Annotated in this window: 11 protein-coding genes and 1 pseudogene; 7 read left to right on the forward strand and 5 right to left on the reverse strand. The window is 40.8% G+C overall.

Features of this window, described 5'->3' with window-relative positions; all coding sequences use genetic code 11:
- Nucleotides 1-75 precede the first annotated feature (75 nt).
- Nucleotides 76-2,205, reverse strand: coding sequence for a TonB-dependent hemoglobin/transferrin/lactoferrin family receptor (locus tag L1D31_RS07060; protein ID WP_239836334.1), 2,130 nt, complete (start codon nucleotides 2,203-2,205; stop codon nucleotides 76-78).
- A 257-nt stretch (nucleotides 2,206-2,462) separates the two neighbouring features.
- On the opposite strand from L1D31_RS07060, the gene L1D31_RS07065 reads away from it, so the two are divergent.
- On the forward strand, nucleotides 2,463-3,353 hold the full coding sequence (locus tag L1D31_RS07065; RefSeq protein ID WP_239836335.1) for a LysR family transcriptional regulator: 891 nt from the start codon (nucleotides 2,463-2,465) through the stop codon (nucleotides 3,351-3,353).
- Nucleotides 3,354-3,371: 18 nt separating this feature from the next.
- Here the strand turns inward: L1D31_RS07065 and L1D31_RS07070 are convergent, their stop codons facing one another.
- Entirely contained in the window at nucleotides 3,372-6,053 is a 2,682-nt protein-coding gene (locus L1D31_RS07070) for a bifunctional acetate--CoA ligase family protein/GNAT family N-acetyltransferase (RefSeq protein WP_239836336.1), read from the reverse strand.
- Between the two features lie 219 nt (nucleotides 6,054-6,272).
- Between L1D31_RS07070 and L1D31_RS07075 the strand changes: the two genes are divergently transcribed.
- Together L1D31_RS07075 and L1D31_RS07080 are read left to right on the forward strand one after the other, a co-directional pair.
- The gene (locus L1D31_RS07075; RefSeq protein WP_239836337.1) at nucleotides 6,273-6,842 is read left to right on the forward strand and encodes an SPOR domain-containing protein; all 570 of its coding nucleotides are present in this window, start codon (nucleotides 6,273-6,275) and stop codon (nucleotides 6,840-6,842) included.
- Nucleotides 6,843-7,000: 158 nt separating this feature from the next.
- On the forward strand, nucleotides 7,001-7,990 hold the full coding sequence (locus tag L1D31_RS07080) for a D-alanine--D-alanine ligase (RefSeq protein WP_239836338.1): 990 nt from the start codon (nucleotides 7,001-7,003) through the stop codon (nucleotides 7,988-7,990).
- On the opposite strand, the gene L1D31_RS07085 is transcribed toward L1D31_RS07080, so the two are convergent.
- Entirely contained in the window at nucleotides 7,987-8,943 is a 957-nt protein-coding gene (locus L1D31_RS07085; protein WP_239836339.1) for a tyrosine-type recombinase/integrase, read from the reverse strand. The genes L1D31_RS07080 and L1D31_RS07085 overlap by 4 nt on opposite strands.
- A gap of 98 nt (nucleotides 8,944-9,041) precedes the next feature.
- On the opposite strand from L1D31_RS07085, the gene L1D31_RS07090 reads away from it, so the two are divergent.
- From L1D31_RS07090 to L1D31_RS07100, 3 genes are all read left to right on the forward strand, one after another.
- The gene (locus L1D31_RS07090) at nucleotides 9,042-9,413 is read left to right on the forward strand and encodes a DUF3319 domain-containing protein (RefSeq protein ID WP_239836340.1); all 372 of its coding nucleotides are present in this window, start codon (nucleotides 9,042-9,044) and stop codon (nucleotides 9,411-9,413) included.
- A 5-nt stretch (nucleotides 9,414-9,418) separates the two neighbouring features.
- Nucleotides 9,419-9,730: a stress response translation initiation inhibitor YciH gene (gene yciH, locus L1D31_RS07095; RefSeq protein ID WP_239836341.1), complete on the forward strand. Its 312-nt coding sequence runs from the start codon at nucleotides 9,419-9,421 to the stop codon at nucleotides 9,728-9,730.
- 793 nt (nucleotides 9,731-10,523) lie between these two features.
- The gene (locus L1D31_RS07100) at nucleotides 10,524-12,269 is read left to right on the forward strand and encodes a hypothetical protein (protein ID WP_239836342.1); all 1,746 of its coding nucleotides are present in this window, start codon (nucleotides 10,524-10,526) and stop codon (nucleotides 12,267-12,269) included.
- A 696-nt stretch (nucleotides 12,270-12,965) separates the two neighbouring features.
- On the opposite strand, the gene L1D31_RS07105 is transcribed toward L1D31_RS07100, so the two are convergent.
- Nucleotides 12,966-13,154 carry a transposase gene (locus L1D31_RS07105; RefSeq protein ID WP_239836343.1) on the reverse strand — a complete coding sequence of 63 codons (189 nt, stop codon included), beginning with the start codon at nucleotides 13,152-13,154 and terminating at the stop codon, nucleotides 12,966-12,968.
- A 304-nt stretch (nucleotides 13,155-13,458) separates the two neighbouring features.
- A complete protein-coding gene (locus tag L1D31_RS07110; protein WP_239836344.1) occupies nucleotides 13,459-14,253 on the reverse strand; it encodes an NPP1 family protein in 795 nt (264 codons plus the stop codon).
- Nucleotides 14,254-14,631: 378 nt separating this feature from the next.
- Between L1D31_RS07110 and L1D31_RS07115 the strand changes: the two are divergent.
- A pseudogene (locus L1D31_RS07115) lies at nucleotides 14,632-14,745 on the forward strand (IS110 family transposase); the annotation flags it as partial.
- Between the last annotated feature and the right edge of the window lie 298 nt (nucleotides 14,746-15,043).

A 15,043-nucleotide genomic window follows, 5' to 3' on the forward strand; every position in this document is an offset into this window, starting at 1 on the left:
GTAAAGCCATCGCTGTTACCTCTGTTAAAGCAGAGTGTCCAGCGATGGCTTTTGGGACTTAGTTAAAGGTAGGTTTTAAAATTCGTACTTAGCAGTAATGGCCCAGTTACGACCTGCTTGAGTCAAATCTTTGTTTTCCTCAGTCAAGCCACGTACGTCATTCCAGTTATAGTATTCTTTGTCCGCAAGATTGAAAATACCAGCACGTAGGGTTAGATCCTCAACAGGAACATAGTATGCGGTCAGGTCTGCCACTGTAGCGCTTGAAATTGTTATATATTCATCGCTAGAGCCCGATGAGTTAATGTCTTTAGTATCTTTACCGGCAGTATAACTTACACTAAATGATGTACCCCAAGAGCCAGTAGGAGAGTCATAATTGACACCAACGATTGCATTCCAAGGATTTACGCTGTTCAGCGGCTTACCTTCGTTGTCCTCACCTTCAGTGTAAACAGCGGCGATACGTGAGCTGAAGCCTTCCACAGGAGCAATCTCATCCCAATAGAATGTGTTTGAAGCTTCAATACCTTTAATTTTGGCTTCGTCTATGTTTACGTTTTTGTATACCGAAGGATCAGCTGGCGTATTTGAACCACTTACTATTTGCGAATCAATGAAGTTGTCATAATCACTATAGAACAACGAGATTTCTGAGGAAGAAACGTTGGTATTATGGCGCCAACCAAGCTCGTAAGAAACACTTTCTTCGGCTTCTAAATCAGGGTTTGGTGAGTTAATGTAACCGTGAGCTGGATTACCAAATGAGTAATATAGTTCTTGGAAGTCTGGTGCGCGGAAGCCTTGGCTAATCTGAGCAAAAACTTTGTTTTGTTCATCTAGCGTATAGACTGTGCCAAGGCGGCCTGTCAATGCAGAGTCAGAGTATTTTTTGTATTCTGATTGGTCGTTCCCACTTGGGTTTGAGCTTGCATCACCCGGATCTGTCTCAAATGAGTCAAAACGGATACCTGGTGTAACAACAAGGTTACCAAACGTTATTTCGTCCTGTACGAAGAAGCCATATCGTGTTTCAGATGCTGCAGGGATATAGAAAATGACTTTGTCTGCATCAATGGAGTTATATTCATTGTTAAGATTTTTGATGTCTTTATCAGAATATTCGGCACCATAAATCAAGTAGTGTTCTGCATTCCCTACAGAGAAAGACTTATCTAGCTGCAAATCAAACTGTATCCCTTTGTCTTCGTAGATATAGTCTTTCTTTTGAACATTACCTGCTGTTGGCAAAAACATTCCGCCATTCGATGTGCGGTTTGTAACACCATTTTCTTCCTTTTTCAGCCAATCGAGCTGCCAAGTAAGAGTATCCGCGAACTGAGCATTAGTGTTCCAAATATGCTCGATGCCAATTTGTTGCTGTTCAGTGGTGTCGTCACCGGTATAGTTAGTGTAGCTAGTGCTTGTAAGATCAGTATCTACGGTATTGTGAATCACATTACCAGTGAACTTAAGACGGTGATCGTCATTGACTTTGTAATCCAGTTTTACAAGTAAGTTATTATTTGTCGTATCTTGCTTGTCAGGCGTCCCAAAGTTATCAGGTTCGTCGCCATCACGTCTTGTATAGGCAACTAGCGCTTCTAAATCATCAAACTTCTTAGCTACAGCGACAGACTCACTAAAAGTATTACTTGATGAAGAGTAGTTGAATTTGAGGTGGCCACCTGACTCACGGCCATCAAGAAGGTCCTGAGGATCAATCGTTTCAAAAGCAACGATACCCCCAATCGCATCTGAGCCGTAAAGAGATGACGCTGCACCTTTAACGATTTCAACTGACTTTAAGAGATCGGTGTCTACATCAACACGAGAAGAGTTTATGAAGTTGTATGATTGAGTACCGGAAGGGGTAAATTGATTTGTTTGAGAAACCCCGTCGACTAACACCTTGATACGATTTCCCTCCATACCGCGAATGTTGATGCTCTGAACACCTTGACGTGAATTACTTTGAATTGTGACCCCAGGTGTGTACTTAAATACATCTTCCAAACCTGTTGTCATGTTGTTTTCGATATCATCTGCTGTAACAACAGAGACAGAACCTGCCACATCTTCAAGTTGCTGTTCTGTGCGAGAAGCGGATACCACGACCTCGTCAAATAATGCATACTCTTCAGCGTGCGCGTTCGAGGTAAGAGCGAGTATAATTGAAGCTGATAATAATGATTTTTTATACATTGTTGTAATTACCTTTAAATCCACAATGAGGCTTATGTTTGGGACGGACAGAACTCTATAGGATCTAAATGATAATTACTATCGTTCGTATTATTTATTCGTGTTACTTATTTTACCGATCTTCGTGTTAATTAATTAAAAGTCTTTTTAATACAGTTGGATAAACATTTTATTTACAATTGTAAAGATTTATTTAGTACGCTGGAAATGTGATTATTTTCGCTAATCATTAATTTATATTAATAGGAATAACAGCATTGCAAAGTCCAATTACTCTAGAAGCCATGCATATTCTCGATGCAATAGATCGCAGAGGAAGCTTCGCAGCAGCAGCGAATGAGCTCGATAGAGCACCTTCATCGCTGAGTTATCAGATACAGAAACTTGAACAAGATCTAGACATCATGATCTTTGACCGCTCAGGGCACAAAGCGAGTTTCACCAGTGCCGGTAAGCTCATTCTTGAAAGAGGGCGAGCCATTTTAGCAGCGACTGAAAAGCTGGTTAATGATGCTAGTGTGCTTGCTAATGGCTGGGAGTTAGATATCACACTCGCTTTTGATGGGGTGATTCCGGTACAGCATTTTTTCCCTATGGTAGAGGCTTTAAGTAACGTCAGTTCAACACGTATTCGGCTACAAGAAGAGATTCTTGCCGGTTGTTGGGAGTCACTTGATGAAAGTCGATCTGATCTGTTGGTCTGCCCAAAACCAGAAACGTTACCACTTGATGTGAAAGCCGAATCGATTGGTTCATTGAAAATGATTTGGGTCGCAGCACCGAATCATTATGTCCATAAACGGAACGGCCCATTCGATGAAGCAGCAAGAGCTAAATATCGAGTCATCGCAATTGCTGATACCGCACGAGAACAACCAGCTATAAGCGTTAACATCCTTCAAAGACAACCACGGCTAACCGTGAGCAATCTACCGGCCAAAGTTAAAGCTCTGCAATCCGGCTTAGGAATCGGAACCCTGCCGCAATCGGTGGCAAAGCCTTTAATAGATGATGGAACGCTAGCTAAGATCTCAGATACGGAAACGTTTGATATAGACATCATACTTGCTTGGAAAAGAAACCAAATGGGTGAAGCTAAATCATGGTGTATTAAGTATCTTAAGAAAAATTGGATGCTTAAAGAGTGATCCAAGCTCGTTGCTGGCTTACTGAAGCGGGAGTACCATGTCAGCGACGCCATCTTCAAACTGAACATCAAGTTTGAACCCGAGTTTCTGTGCCAACATCAACATTCCCCTGTTAGTTGGCATTGTCATACCTGACATTTGCTGAGTTCCTTTGTGGCGACAGTAGTCTATGATTTTGTTCATCAAAATCTTACCGAGCCCTTTTCCTTTGAGGTCAGATCGAATCAAAATCGCAAACTCAGCATCTGTATTTTCAGGGTTTATCAATGCACGAGAGACACCGATGATTTTCGGTTGCGAATCATAGTCAGCTACGGCAACAAACGCCATTTCTCGGTCGTAATCAATTTGCGTCAAGTTAGCTAGAGCCTCGTGGTTAAACTCTCCTACATCACTAAAAAAACGCTTGTACAGATCTTCTTTAGATACATTACGAATAAAATCTGCATGGCCAGGTTCGTCTTCAGGAAGGATAGGGCGTAATAGGATGACTTCACCATCTCTTAACTCAATTTTTTCTTCATACTCAACTGGGTATGGGCGAATAGCTAACCGTTTTTGAGCATCACCTTGATATTGTTTGAGGATTAAATCTGCATCGAGAATGGTAAAGCTATCTCCAACTGCAAGAACTGGATGGATATCCAGCTCGTGAACTTGAGGGCAATCCACGACCATTTGTGATATCCGAACTAGAAGTTCAGACAGGCCTTGGATATCCATTGGTATGGGTAGCTTTTGCAAGCGAATTTTACCGCTCTTTATTGCCCTGACGATCAAATAGCGAGCCAGTGTCATGTTGAGCGGTGGGAGCGCAGACGCCGCATCGATAGACTCATCCCACTCTGAGCCGCCTTGCCCAATTAAAATCACAGGGCCAAATGTCTCATCGGTTTTGACTTTGATACGTATCTCTTCGCCACCTGCAAGTTTTGCCATGCCTTGAACCAAAAGGCCATGCACATGAGCAGAAGGATAGGAAAGCTTCGTTCTGTCGAGAATCGCTTGTGAAGCACTGGCGACTTCATGACTATTACGTAAGTTGAGCATAACCCCTTGTACATCAGACTTATGGGCAATATCTGGAGATCGGAGTTTTACTGCGACAGGGTAACCAATTTGTTCGGCAACGTGGACCGCTTCACTGGCATCAGAAGCAATCCAAGTGGGTAAGACATTAAAATCAAAGTGCTTAAGAAATTGCCCAATTTGGTGAGTATCTAGTGATACTGTTTCTTTATCCAGTAGTTTGTTGTTTATCCATTTCTTGGCTTCATTTAACTCTCTAATATGCACTGGTTCTGCAGTGGTTGGTGTCTCCATCAATTGTTTTTGATTTCTCCTGTACTCAACCAAGTGCATGAATGCAACAACGGCACTTTCGGGCGTTCGGTAGGTTGGAATTCCTGCTTGAGTAAATATTTGACGGGCAGGCCGCGCCGTAAGTTCACCGGACCAGTTAGTGAGTATATTAAATCGTTTATGCCTAGGGTGCGCTTTAATTGCTTCCACGATAGCCATCGCCGTTTTCTCGGAGTGGGCGATAGCAGAAGGGCTATGCATAATCAGAATGGCATCAGCACAGTCGCTATCCATTAAAATATTGAGTGTATCAATATAACGCCGAGGTCCTGCATCACCCACTAAATCAATCGGGTTATTGTAACTCCAACTGGAAGGTAATACGCCACTGAGCTGTTCTATCACTTCGTCTGGAAGAGCAGCTAGTTTCCCGCCACGGACTAGCAGGGTATCAACGGCCATGATTGCGGGACCGCCACCATTAGTGATAATGGCAAGGCGTTCACCACGAAGTGGGACTGAATGAGTTAGTGTTTCTACTGCAGCAAATAGCTCATGTGAGTTGTTTACCCTTAACATACCGGAACGGCGAATTGCTGAGTCATAAATAATATCGAGGGTATTGTCTCCACCAGTGTGGGCTTGAGCGGCTAACCGACCTGCTGACGTTTTACCTCCTTTCAATACCAAAATTCGACGATTTCGAGATGCCGCGCGAGCTGCCGACATAAATCGCCTAGCGTCTTTAATGGTATCGACGTAAAGCAGTATAGCTTCCGTATGAGCATCAGTACTTAGGTGATCGAGCAAATCTGCAAAGTCTATATCGAGGGCATTACCAAGAGAGATAAAAGCAGAAAAGCCAATGTTTTTGTCATTTGCCCAATCGAGTATTGTGGTGCACATCGCTGCTGATTGAGAGATAAAAGCAATTTTCCCTTGCTGCGCAGTGACCGGCGAAAATGATGCGTTAAAATTGATCCAAGGTAGGATCATACCAAGGCTATTAGGACCTAATACTCGCATATTGGACTGTTGAGCGACCGTAAGACAGGCTTCCTGAATACTACAACCATCGTCAGTAGCCAAATGCATATCTGCAGAGAGAACAATAACCATTTTTACTTTTTTCTCGGCAAGCTGCCTGAAGAGTTCTAAATTCCGGCTCGCGTTTGTACATAAAATAGCGACATCTGGTGTAATGGGAAGTGAATCTATATCTTTATAAGCAAGAACACCACACACTGAGCTATAACGTGGAGTGACGGGCATAATTGCACCTTCGAACCCGCCTTGAAGAAGATTCTTCATAACGATATTGCCTGCTCGCATCGCTCTGGTCGAAGCTCCAACAACAGCGACTGACTTTGGTTTAAGTAAGTGGCTTAGACTATTCATTTATGCACTCCGACATTCAGTGTTTAAGCTAATATTAACCAAGCACTTAAACGAATTCAGAGATAATTAGGCGTTGTTTTAATCAGATCACCTGACGTGACTCCGACTTTGTGCCATGTGTCACAGTGTATTGATATATAATTAGAATGTTGGGTTGATTCTAATCCTATCTAACGGCATGATTTACAGTAATTTCTACAAAAGGCATTTGAAGAATTCATGAAAAAAATCGCAATAGTTGGCTTATCAGTGGTGCTTTCAGCGTGTGTATCGAGTGATTACGTAACTGACGTGTCCTCTGAAAGCTATCGTGAGGATTACAAAACAGCGGCAGTAGAGAAGCCGATTGTTTCACAACAAGGCGTTACAAACGGCGTCACGGAAGAAGCGGTTAAGACTGTAAGGCCGATGGCTGAGAAGCAAATGACTAATATGCAACCTCAGAAGAAGGCTAAGCCAGCAGTCGCGATTATCCCACCAACTGCAAAACAAAAAGCGATGAACCCACGTTATGGTTTCACGATTCAGGTTGTTGCGGTTGGCAGCCAAACCAAAGTGGACCAGTTTGCACGTAAACTACCACGTGATGGCGAGCCAGTGTGGGAAAACTATAAAGTCGTCAACGGCACAAAGTGGTACACAGTCCTTTACGGAGACTACGCCACTCGCGCTGATGCGAAGAAAGCCATTTCAAAACTTCCTAGTGACCTTCAGGATATGAAACCTTTCGTTAAGAGTATTGATGCGATTAAGAACTCTGAGTTCCCAACGCTGAATAAGCTTAACTAATTTCATAAAAAGGGGCATCAGCCCCTTTTTTAATGGGTATTAATCCATCAAACAAACTGTCAGAACGGTCATAATTCGGTTAAATCAATGAATCCTTGCCGAGTTTTTATTATGATTAACTCTACTAATCCCTCTGTTATTTCACGGAAAGATCTTTAATGGCGAATACAACAATTTTACTACTTTGTGGTGGCGGTTCGGCTGAGCATGAAGTGTCGCTCGTTTCAGCAGATTTCGTACAATCCCAACTTGAGTTAACACCTGAATTTGAGGTGATTCGAGTAGAAATGAAACCTGAAGGTTGGTATCAAGGGGGGCAACTGGTTTATCTCGATACCAACGCTGGAACCTTGAACTCTGAAGTAAATGCAACAAAATTGGATTTTGTTGTGCCATGTATTCATGGTTTTCCGGGGGAAACAGGTGATATCCAATCGATGCTTGAGCTTACAGGTATTCCTTATTTAGGCTGTGGTCCTGAAGCCAGTGCGAATAGCTTTAACAAAATCACGTCGAAACTTTGGTACGACGCTCTTTCCATTCCAAATACGCCATATATCTTTTTGTCTGAGAACAATAAGCTAGCATATGATCAAAGCTTAGCGGCGTTCGAGCAGTGGGGTAGTGTATTCGTTAAAGCAGCAAGACAAGGTTCTTCTGTTGGCTGTTATAAAGTGACAGAAAAAGATCAGCTGCAAAAAGCAATCAATGATGCGTTTGAATACTCAGATCAAGTCTTAGTCGAAAAAGCAGTAAAACCTCGCGAGTTAGAAGTGGCGGCGTATGAATACAAAGGTCAATTGCATGTAACTCCACCGGGAGAAATTAAAGCTCCGGAAGACACGTTCTATTCATACGAAGAGAAATACAGTGCAGATAGTCATTCGACAACAGATGTTGAAGCGACGGATCTGACTGACGATCAACGACTCATTATCCAGCAGGCTTCTGAAAAAGTGTTCAGACAGATGAAACTTCGTCATTTATCTCGTATCGATTTTTTCCTTACTCCAGAAGGAGATGTGTATTTGAATGAGGTCAATACTTTTCCTGGTATGACACCGATTTCGATGTTTCCTAAAATGGTCGAGTACAGTGGTTTAAAATTCTCCGAGTTTCTTGCAGATTGTGTAAGACGCTCACTTTAGTCCCACGGTTTAAAACGTTTAAATATCATCATTTCTGCTTCTGCGGTGACCTTATTTCCCAAGTATTGATAAGGCATCGCAGGGCTTAACCATCGACCATAGTGTTGAATATCCACCGTCTTTATCCCTTTGCGTGACATTTCTTTCACGGCTCCAACTCTCAATGACTGACCTGAGAATTTGACGTTTAATTTTAGCTTGTCACTTGCTGATCTCAAAATTCTATAAATAGAAGAATCATTCAATTGGTCAGTACTAATATTTCCATGCTTATCAATGGCACTAAACAAAAATGTATTCTGTATGGGTAGCGTCTTTAACCACTTTGATAAATATTTGTAAGCATTATCAGTAAGTGTGTAGGTTGAGTCTCCAATAAAAACAAGACAATCATTCGTTCCTAGTTTAATGTTGTTTCGAGTTAATTGTTTCAGCTCTGAACGCTTTAGCATGCACTCAAACATTAAGTGATAAATCGCTAGGTCACGTACTACCTTGATTGAAGGTTTCTTGTCGAGCTTTTCTGTCAGCTGATCAAGGTGCTGCCGTTCAAAAGGGATTGCAGGGCTTGCATCACCGGATTTCTCGATTCTTAACTGAGATAATGATTGCTGAACATTAGAATGACTTGTTGGGTCACTCATTGCTAGCGTTTTATGAATAAGTGAAATAGTTACAATGTAACGTCTGAGGGTTGAGTATTTTCTTTGAGCAGACTCTCTTTCCAAAAAAAGACGTACAGCCGCCGTAGAAGCGGGAAGAGTATTAACCGATTTCCTCCTGCAATAATCAGAAAATAAATTCCAGTCTTTTGTTAATGCTAACAGAGAGTTATGTGCGTATTGACCATCTGTGAGTGAATTCATCATGTCTATGCTCACAGATTGAGTAAAGAGTTTAATGAATCGATTTCTTGTATCTAAATCTGTGATTACCCTAATATTTTTCTTCATTCAAGCGCACTATAACAGAATTATCCTTACCCAATATACTTGATTAAGGGCGATATACAATTATTATTAATTTAACTTATTACTAAAATAAAGTGACTATGGCTGCTGCGACATATAGAGGTTTTACCCTCAAAACTGCTGGAAGTTCTACTGACATATGGCAAGTTCAGATCAAAAATCATGTTTTGTCTGGAAGCATGCCAGCAGTAAAAAAGAGTATTGATTGGTTTTGCGATACTGCCACAATAATTGATCCCAAAGAGTTTGGTTCCTTGGGAAATAAAAAACAGGCAGAAGGTAATCCAGCACAAGAAAACTTTCATGGCTACACTATAAAAAACGATACTGGTGAGCCTAATGCTTGGTATTGTTTCTTTAACGGCAAGCTCATTAAGGGTGGGAAGCTTGCGATCCAGAAGCATATAGAGGCATACTTGATGGCTAAACAAAAAGCCGAACAGAAGAAGTAGTACTTATGAGTCTTGTTTATTCCACAGAAGTTGGCCGAATCAAACCTGAAGATGAAAAGGTTAAACGGCCCAAAGGCGATGGCATTGTTCGTATCCAGCGACAAACCAAAGGGCGCAAAGGCAAAGGCGTGTGTATTGTATCTGGGTTAGATCTGGATGATGCACCACTTAAACTATTAGCCGCAGAACTGAAGAAAGTGTGTGGTTGTGGAGGCTCTGTAAAAGATGGCAATATCGAAATTCAAGGTGATGCGAGAGAGAAAATAAAGGCTCACCTTGAAAAGAAAGGTCATACAGTGAAACTCGCTGGCGGTTAAGGACAACTAGTAATGGTTTGTTAATCTCTGATTAAACAAACTGTTTATTAGGTATTTTATGGTAAATCTGATTATGTTTAATTTGAGAAATACCATATAACAGAAGAGAGCGCTTAAACAGGCGCTTTCTATTTTCAAACATAATTTAACTTATCTATGAATTAGACCTTGTACACGTATAGTACTCTGAATAAATTCCATTGAATTACAGATAATTAGAGGCTTAGTTAACGTTTATTGTACGAATTTTGTACATGTATAGTCAATATTTTCCCTTAAATATACAGTTGTGACGACTTTTGTACATGTACAAGGAGGCGCCTCTAAAGCTATTCAACACTTTTTGAGAAACAAGTGATTTTGATGATTTTAGTGATTTTAGTGATGAGCAGTAGGATACTAAAGTTACCTAAGTGGTAGAGGTAAATGTATCAAAAAATACACCATAGGCATGGTAATGCTCCATGCGTCCATCTTTCTCCGCTGATAACAAGGAAAAGCTTCGATTTTCTACGATCCGAGACTAAAAAGGTTTTAGGTTTGACTAAACTTTCACAACTCTAACCAGCTACATCGGATGTTTGTTTTTTCTTCTGTTTAATCTGGCTTTTCTAGGAGTAACAGTTAGTAGTTTCTTTCAATGATATTTCCAAATTTTTAGTTTTCCCCATATTTGACTGCAAAGATTGTCAAATCAGCCAAGTTTTAAAGCTGTCAGTTATCTACGCTGTTGATGAGAAATTTACACCGACTCGTCATTAAAAAAATTGCAGTTATAAAGGGAGAAACAAAAATGAAGGAAACCTATTGCCACCACTGCTTCGTAAAACGCGAACACAACAATGATGTTAACATCAACAATGCATACAACTGCCCATGTCTACATAACCAGATCGATATTGGGTTAACCAGTACTTTCCCTTACACAGTAGGACGGCATTTCATAGCCAACATGCCAAAACGGAATAAGTTGATAAAAGACGAGCCTTATGTAGTGGATTGGTATAACTTGACTCAGATAAAAAAAGGCAAGAACTTAACGCCAGAACTGCTTCTTAAATTGTCTCGGCTTGATCCTAGTAGTAAAAAATTGATTATGCCGTCAGATTCTGATGATGACTTTACAGATGAAGAATTGGATCAACTCAGAGCTTCCGCTCTTGCTGCATTTCGGGAGTCTGGTGGCAATACGCTTTTACCATTGCCCGAACATTCTCAAGGTGGTTCAACAGAGCATATCAATAGTTGCTTAAACTCACCTTATGTCTTCGTTAATACCGTTGGTTTGGAAGATCAACTTTCCTACGAATTATCCGCTAATTTTGATGACTCGTTGTATTTCAAAGAGCTGGGGGAGGATCTGGATCTTAAGGACTTTATTACTCGGGATGACAAAGGCAATATCTCCAGTGCGGGAAGCGTGAGTTCTGATCAGGTAATAGACTTAAAGAAAGTTACTGACGTTGAGCGCCGAGAATACCTCAAATACTTAGGAACGCTTGGCTATGGCAACCTTAAGGGTCATGCTGTTAGTGGTTTTGCTCTCACATATGATGAAACGTCAAAGTCTCTACAAGCGAACATTGATATAACTGATAAACCGAAGCACGGGCCTTTAACCAGTACCAAGGAACTGCAGCAAAGAACCTCAAGCTCTCAGATATTTGGGCAAGGTGGAATACCCACCAAACAAACCGGTAAGCTTACGCTTACTGGTTTAGCTTTGTACCATAAAATGAATGCCGTATTACTCGACTATTGCCAAAACAATAAAAGCACCTTCAAGGGGGTTGTCAGCATTTTAGCTAAGGGTAAAAAGTCTGATTTTGAGAGCTATCAGCAGAAAAAGAAAGGTTTGGATAAGACAGATACCGAATATCTGTTTATCTCTTACAACTATCATAAAGGCGCGGACACCAATCCTGAGTTTAGAGAAGGTCAAAGCTATCCGTTAACTCAAGGCAGTTACGATAACAAGAAAAAGAGCCTAAAAGGTGGATTTGTGCATAAGTATAATGACCTAGAAATAGAGATTTATCACGAAGGTGTCTCAAACACCAAATTCAGCGATACTGACATGGATCAGGACGTCATAGCCAAAGCACTACAAAATCAATTTCATTTGTTGAGCTTAAATCGAGTGGTTGGTGCTAACATGGAGGGTCCAGTTGGTACAATTACTCGCAATACATCAGGCAGGGGGAACAACTGTCTATTTCATGCTACCTGGTTATCTACAATGGCACATAGAATTAATGGTTCACCAAATTCAGAAATGACCCAGAGACAAAACAGTTATTACAACAGCTACCGACGCGCAAATAATGTACCTGTTGGGCGTCTGATGGACTTAGAGCAGCTAGAAGATTTAAACGCAATAAGACAATATGTGCGTGACTTAGGCGTATCACTAAGAATTTATCAACTGGCTCTTTATGGAGAGTGGGTGTGTGCCCATACCATTGTTAACGGACATGAGCCGTTTGTTGCCGTCGCTCATATACCACAGCTTAATCACTTTATGGCTTGTTATCCGTGATTGAAAACTGTAGAACACTCTCAAAATGTGGGGCTTGCTCTGTAAGTTGACTTCGAATCTGATAAGTATCATTAGCCGCACTATGGTAAGCATACATCTCCACAATTGTCCTATTTCGTCCATTTATTGAGTGTTAACCATAGGCTGATTCTATTAGTCGGGTCATCAACGATTATTCCTGTCGCATTTGAAATTCAGAAGAAAAAGCTTCAAAACAAAGATAGGCTAAGTTTGCTTTTTATGATCTTGCCACACATTAGGTTAATGTTTAATCAGCGATCTAAGCATTAGCCTTTACCTAAAACTAAATCATAACCTTGCTCTTTGATTCCTTGCTATATGCTGCTTTGGTCGTTTCGCAACTAAGCCAAGTTGTTCCATCCATCGACGAACTTTCTAGATGCCAATCGTAAACCCCATACTCTGTAATTCAGATCGCATTCGACGCTTCCCATACGTAGCATCCATATCACGATGAACTTGTTTCAGCGCAGCTCTCATCGAACACTTTCAGTATCAATAACTTTGGGCAAATGAGCTAGCAGCGAGAGCTAAGCATCGACAAATCTGTTGTATCGGGTAGCCTAACTTCTTTAGATTTACCGTAATTACTTGTTTTTGTTTATTTCCATTGCGAAGAAGGCCGAAGATTTTTTAACAGTTCATTATCGCTTTTAAGCTGCTTGAGCTGTTTTTCTAACTCTTGAATTCGCAGTTGTTCAGCAGTTCAGTGCTGTTGATTTGGGTGTAACGCCAGATTGCTTCTGCTTGTATTGAAGACAAACCGACACCCATTGCAGCGGCCGCGTCCTTATGTTTGTAACCATGAATGATCACGAGTTCAGCACACTCACGTTTAAATTCGGGAGAAATATTCCTTGGCATATATAACCTCATTTAATCGAACGAAATCATACCTCTAAACAGGTCTCCAATTTAAGTCTACCGTTACACTTACCTGACTCTAAGCTACAAAACGCCCGATGAGGTGCATCGAGCGTTTTAATTAAAAAATGTCAACTCATCACTTGGCATATATAACCTCATTTAATCGAACGAAATCATACCTCTAAACAGGTCTCCAATTTAAGTCTACCGTTACACTTACCTGACTCTAAGCTACAAAACGCCCGATGAGGTGCATCGAGCGTTTTAATTAAAAAATGTCAACTCATCTCAGAACGGGTCTTTACTGATTAGGGTTAGAGTCTTCCACACTCTCTTGCGTAAATTCAGGATAACCAGAAGGTCGCCAACGATTAATATGGCTTAAGAAGGAACTATCTCTCACTTTTATAGATGCGCTACCATAATCAAAGCTGTTGAGTTTATCTCTCATTTGTTGGTTTGTTAACCCGTCACCTTGAAGTTCATACCATGAAGTAATAGTTGGTAGGACAAATTTACCATAGTGATTCTCTGCTAGCTCTCCAGGTTTAGCAAACCGATTGCAATGTGTCCCWGCACCATCTTTATGATAGACGACCTTTAGGTGTTCACCATCCATTGGCAACTCACCTCTACTTTTGGTTTCCATGTCTCCGTGGCAACTCACCGAACCGTGGGTGATGCTGCTATCTTTGGTCCAGACAATTATCGACTCCCAATCATGTTTATGACCACCGATTCCCGAACCATGAATAGCTTGGTCTTTTTCGTAATAGTTATCATATGCTTGGGCACAGTAGCTGCTGCCATCAGTTCCAGAAATACACGCATAACGATGAAGAGTATTTGAAATATCCAGAAAGCCAGCGTCATGGCAGCTACCATTGATAGCACCGGTAGTTTTCAAACCATCGTTCATTTTTCCCGATCTACTGATACCAGCAGCTGGATAACATCCGTCACCGTCCCAATCCATAATAGGAGTTTGTCTAGTGATATCAATCATACTTGGCAAAGCTTCATCCAACCTTGGAAACTCTTCTGCATTAACAAAATTAGGTGCAGTTAATAACAAATAAAAAAATATTCTCTTCATAATAACCTCGAATTAAACAATGGTTTTAAATTAGTTGTCGCTCATTATCAAATAAATAAATCGCAARTCATTTATACGTTATTAATATGCAATGTGCATTATATTKAGTTGTGATTTTTATGTTTTTTATATATGTTAATCTTATTACTAAGTGTGGTTTCGGTTATTAACTGGCTACTCTACCATCCTATCAGGCATTAATTTATGTTGGATAATAATTTATTAATCATATTTTTTCATGAGCTTTTATATAATTTATATAAAAAGGTTTTCGTTATGCTCGACGACAGTAAAATTACGTGTAACCGAAAGGTCACGCGTACCAAGTGACTACATATCTTACGGCACTTTCCCCGCAAAGACCCTAATGGCAACAATTCTTCACATCATTGGGCTAGACAGTTCATGACTATGGACCACAACGTGTATTTGATACCAGCTCAGGATGTAAAACCTTTCGTTGGTAGGCAAAAAAATGATGCTAAAGACGCTTAAGGTTTCAAGATACTTTTTCTCATCTGGAGCAAGTCGTTCACCYATGATAACCATTGTTTATGTAATGAATGGTTGGAACAAGCCAAAATTGCCAGTGCTGAGCTAGGCAAGCTAGCGGATGAAGAACTCTCCACACTCAATCGGTACTTTGATTTATTTTCTATGAACGGATCTGTAAAGATGGGTTGCCTACAGATTTCTATGCACAAGTGGTAATCGGGGTGGGAGCTACATCAGCGTTGATCGAGCAGAACCTGAAAATCTTCAGAATGTGTTTTTAGAAATCAATGGGCTG

Origin of the sequence: Vibrio sp. Isolate23, assembly GCF_022398095.1 — a bacterium.
In the GTDB taxonomy this organism is placed as follows: domain Bacteria; phylum Pseudomonadota; class Gammaproteobacteria; order Enterobacterales; family Vibrionaceae; genus Vibrio; species Vibrio coralliilyticus_A.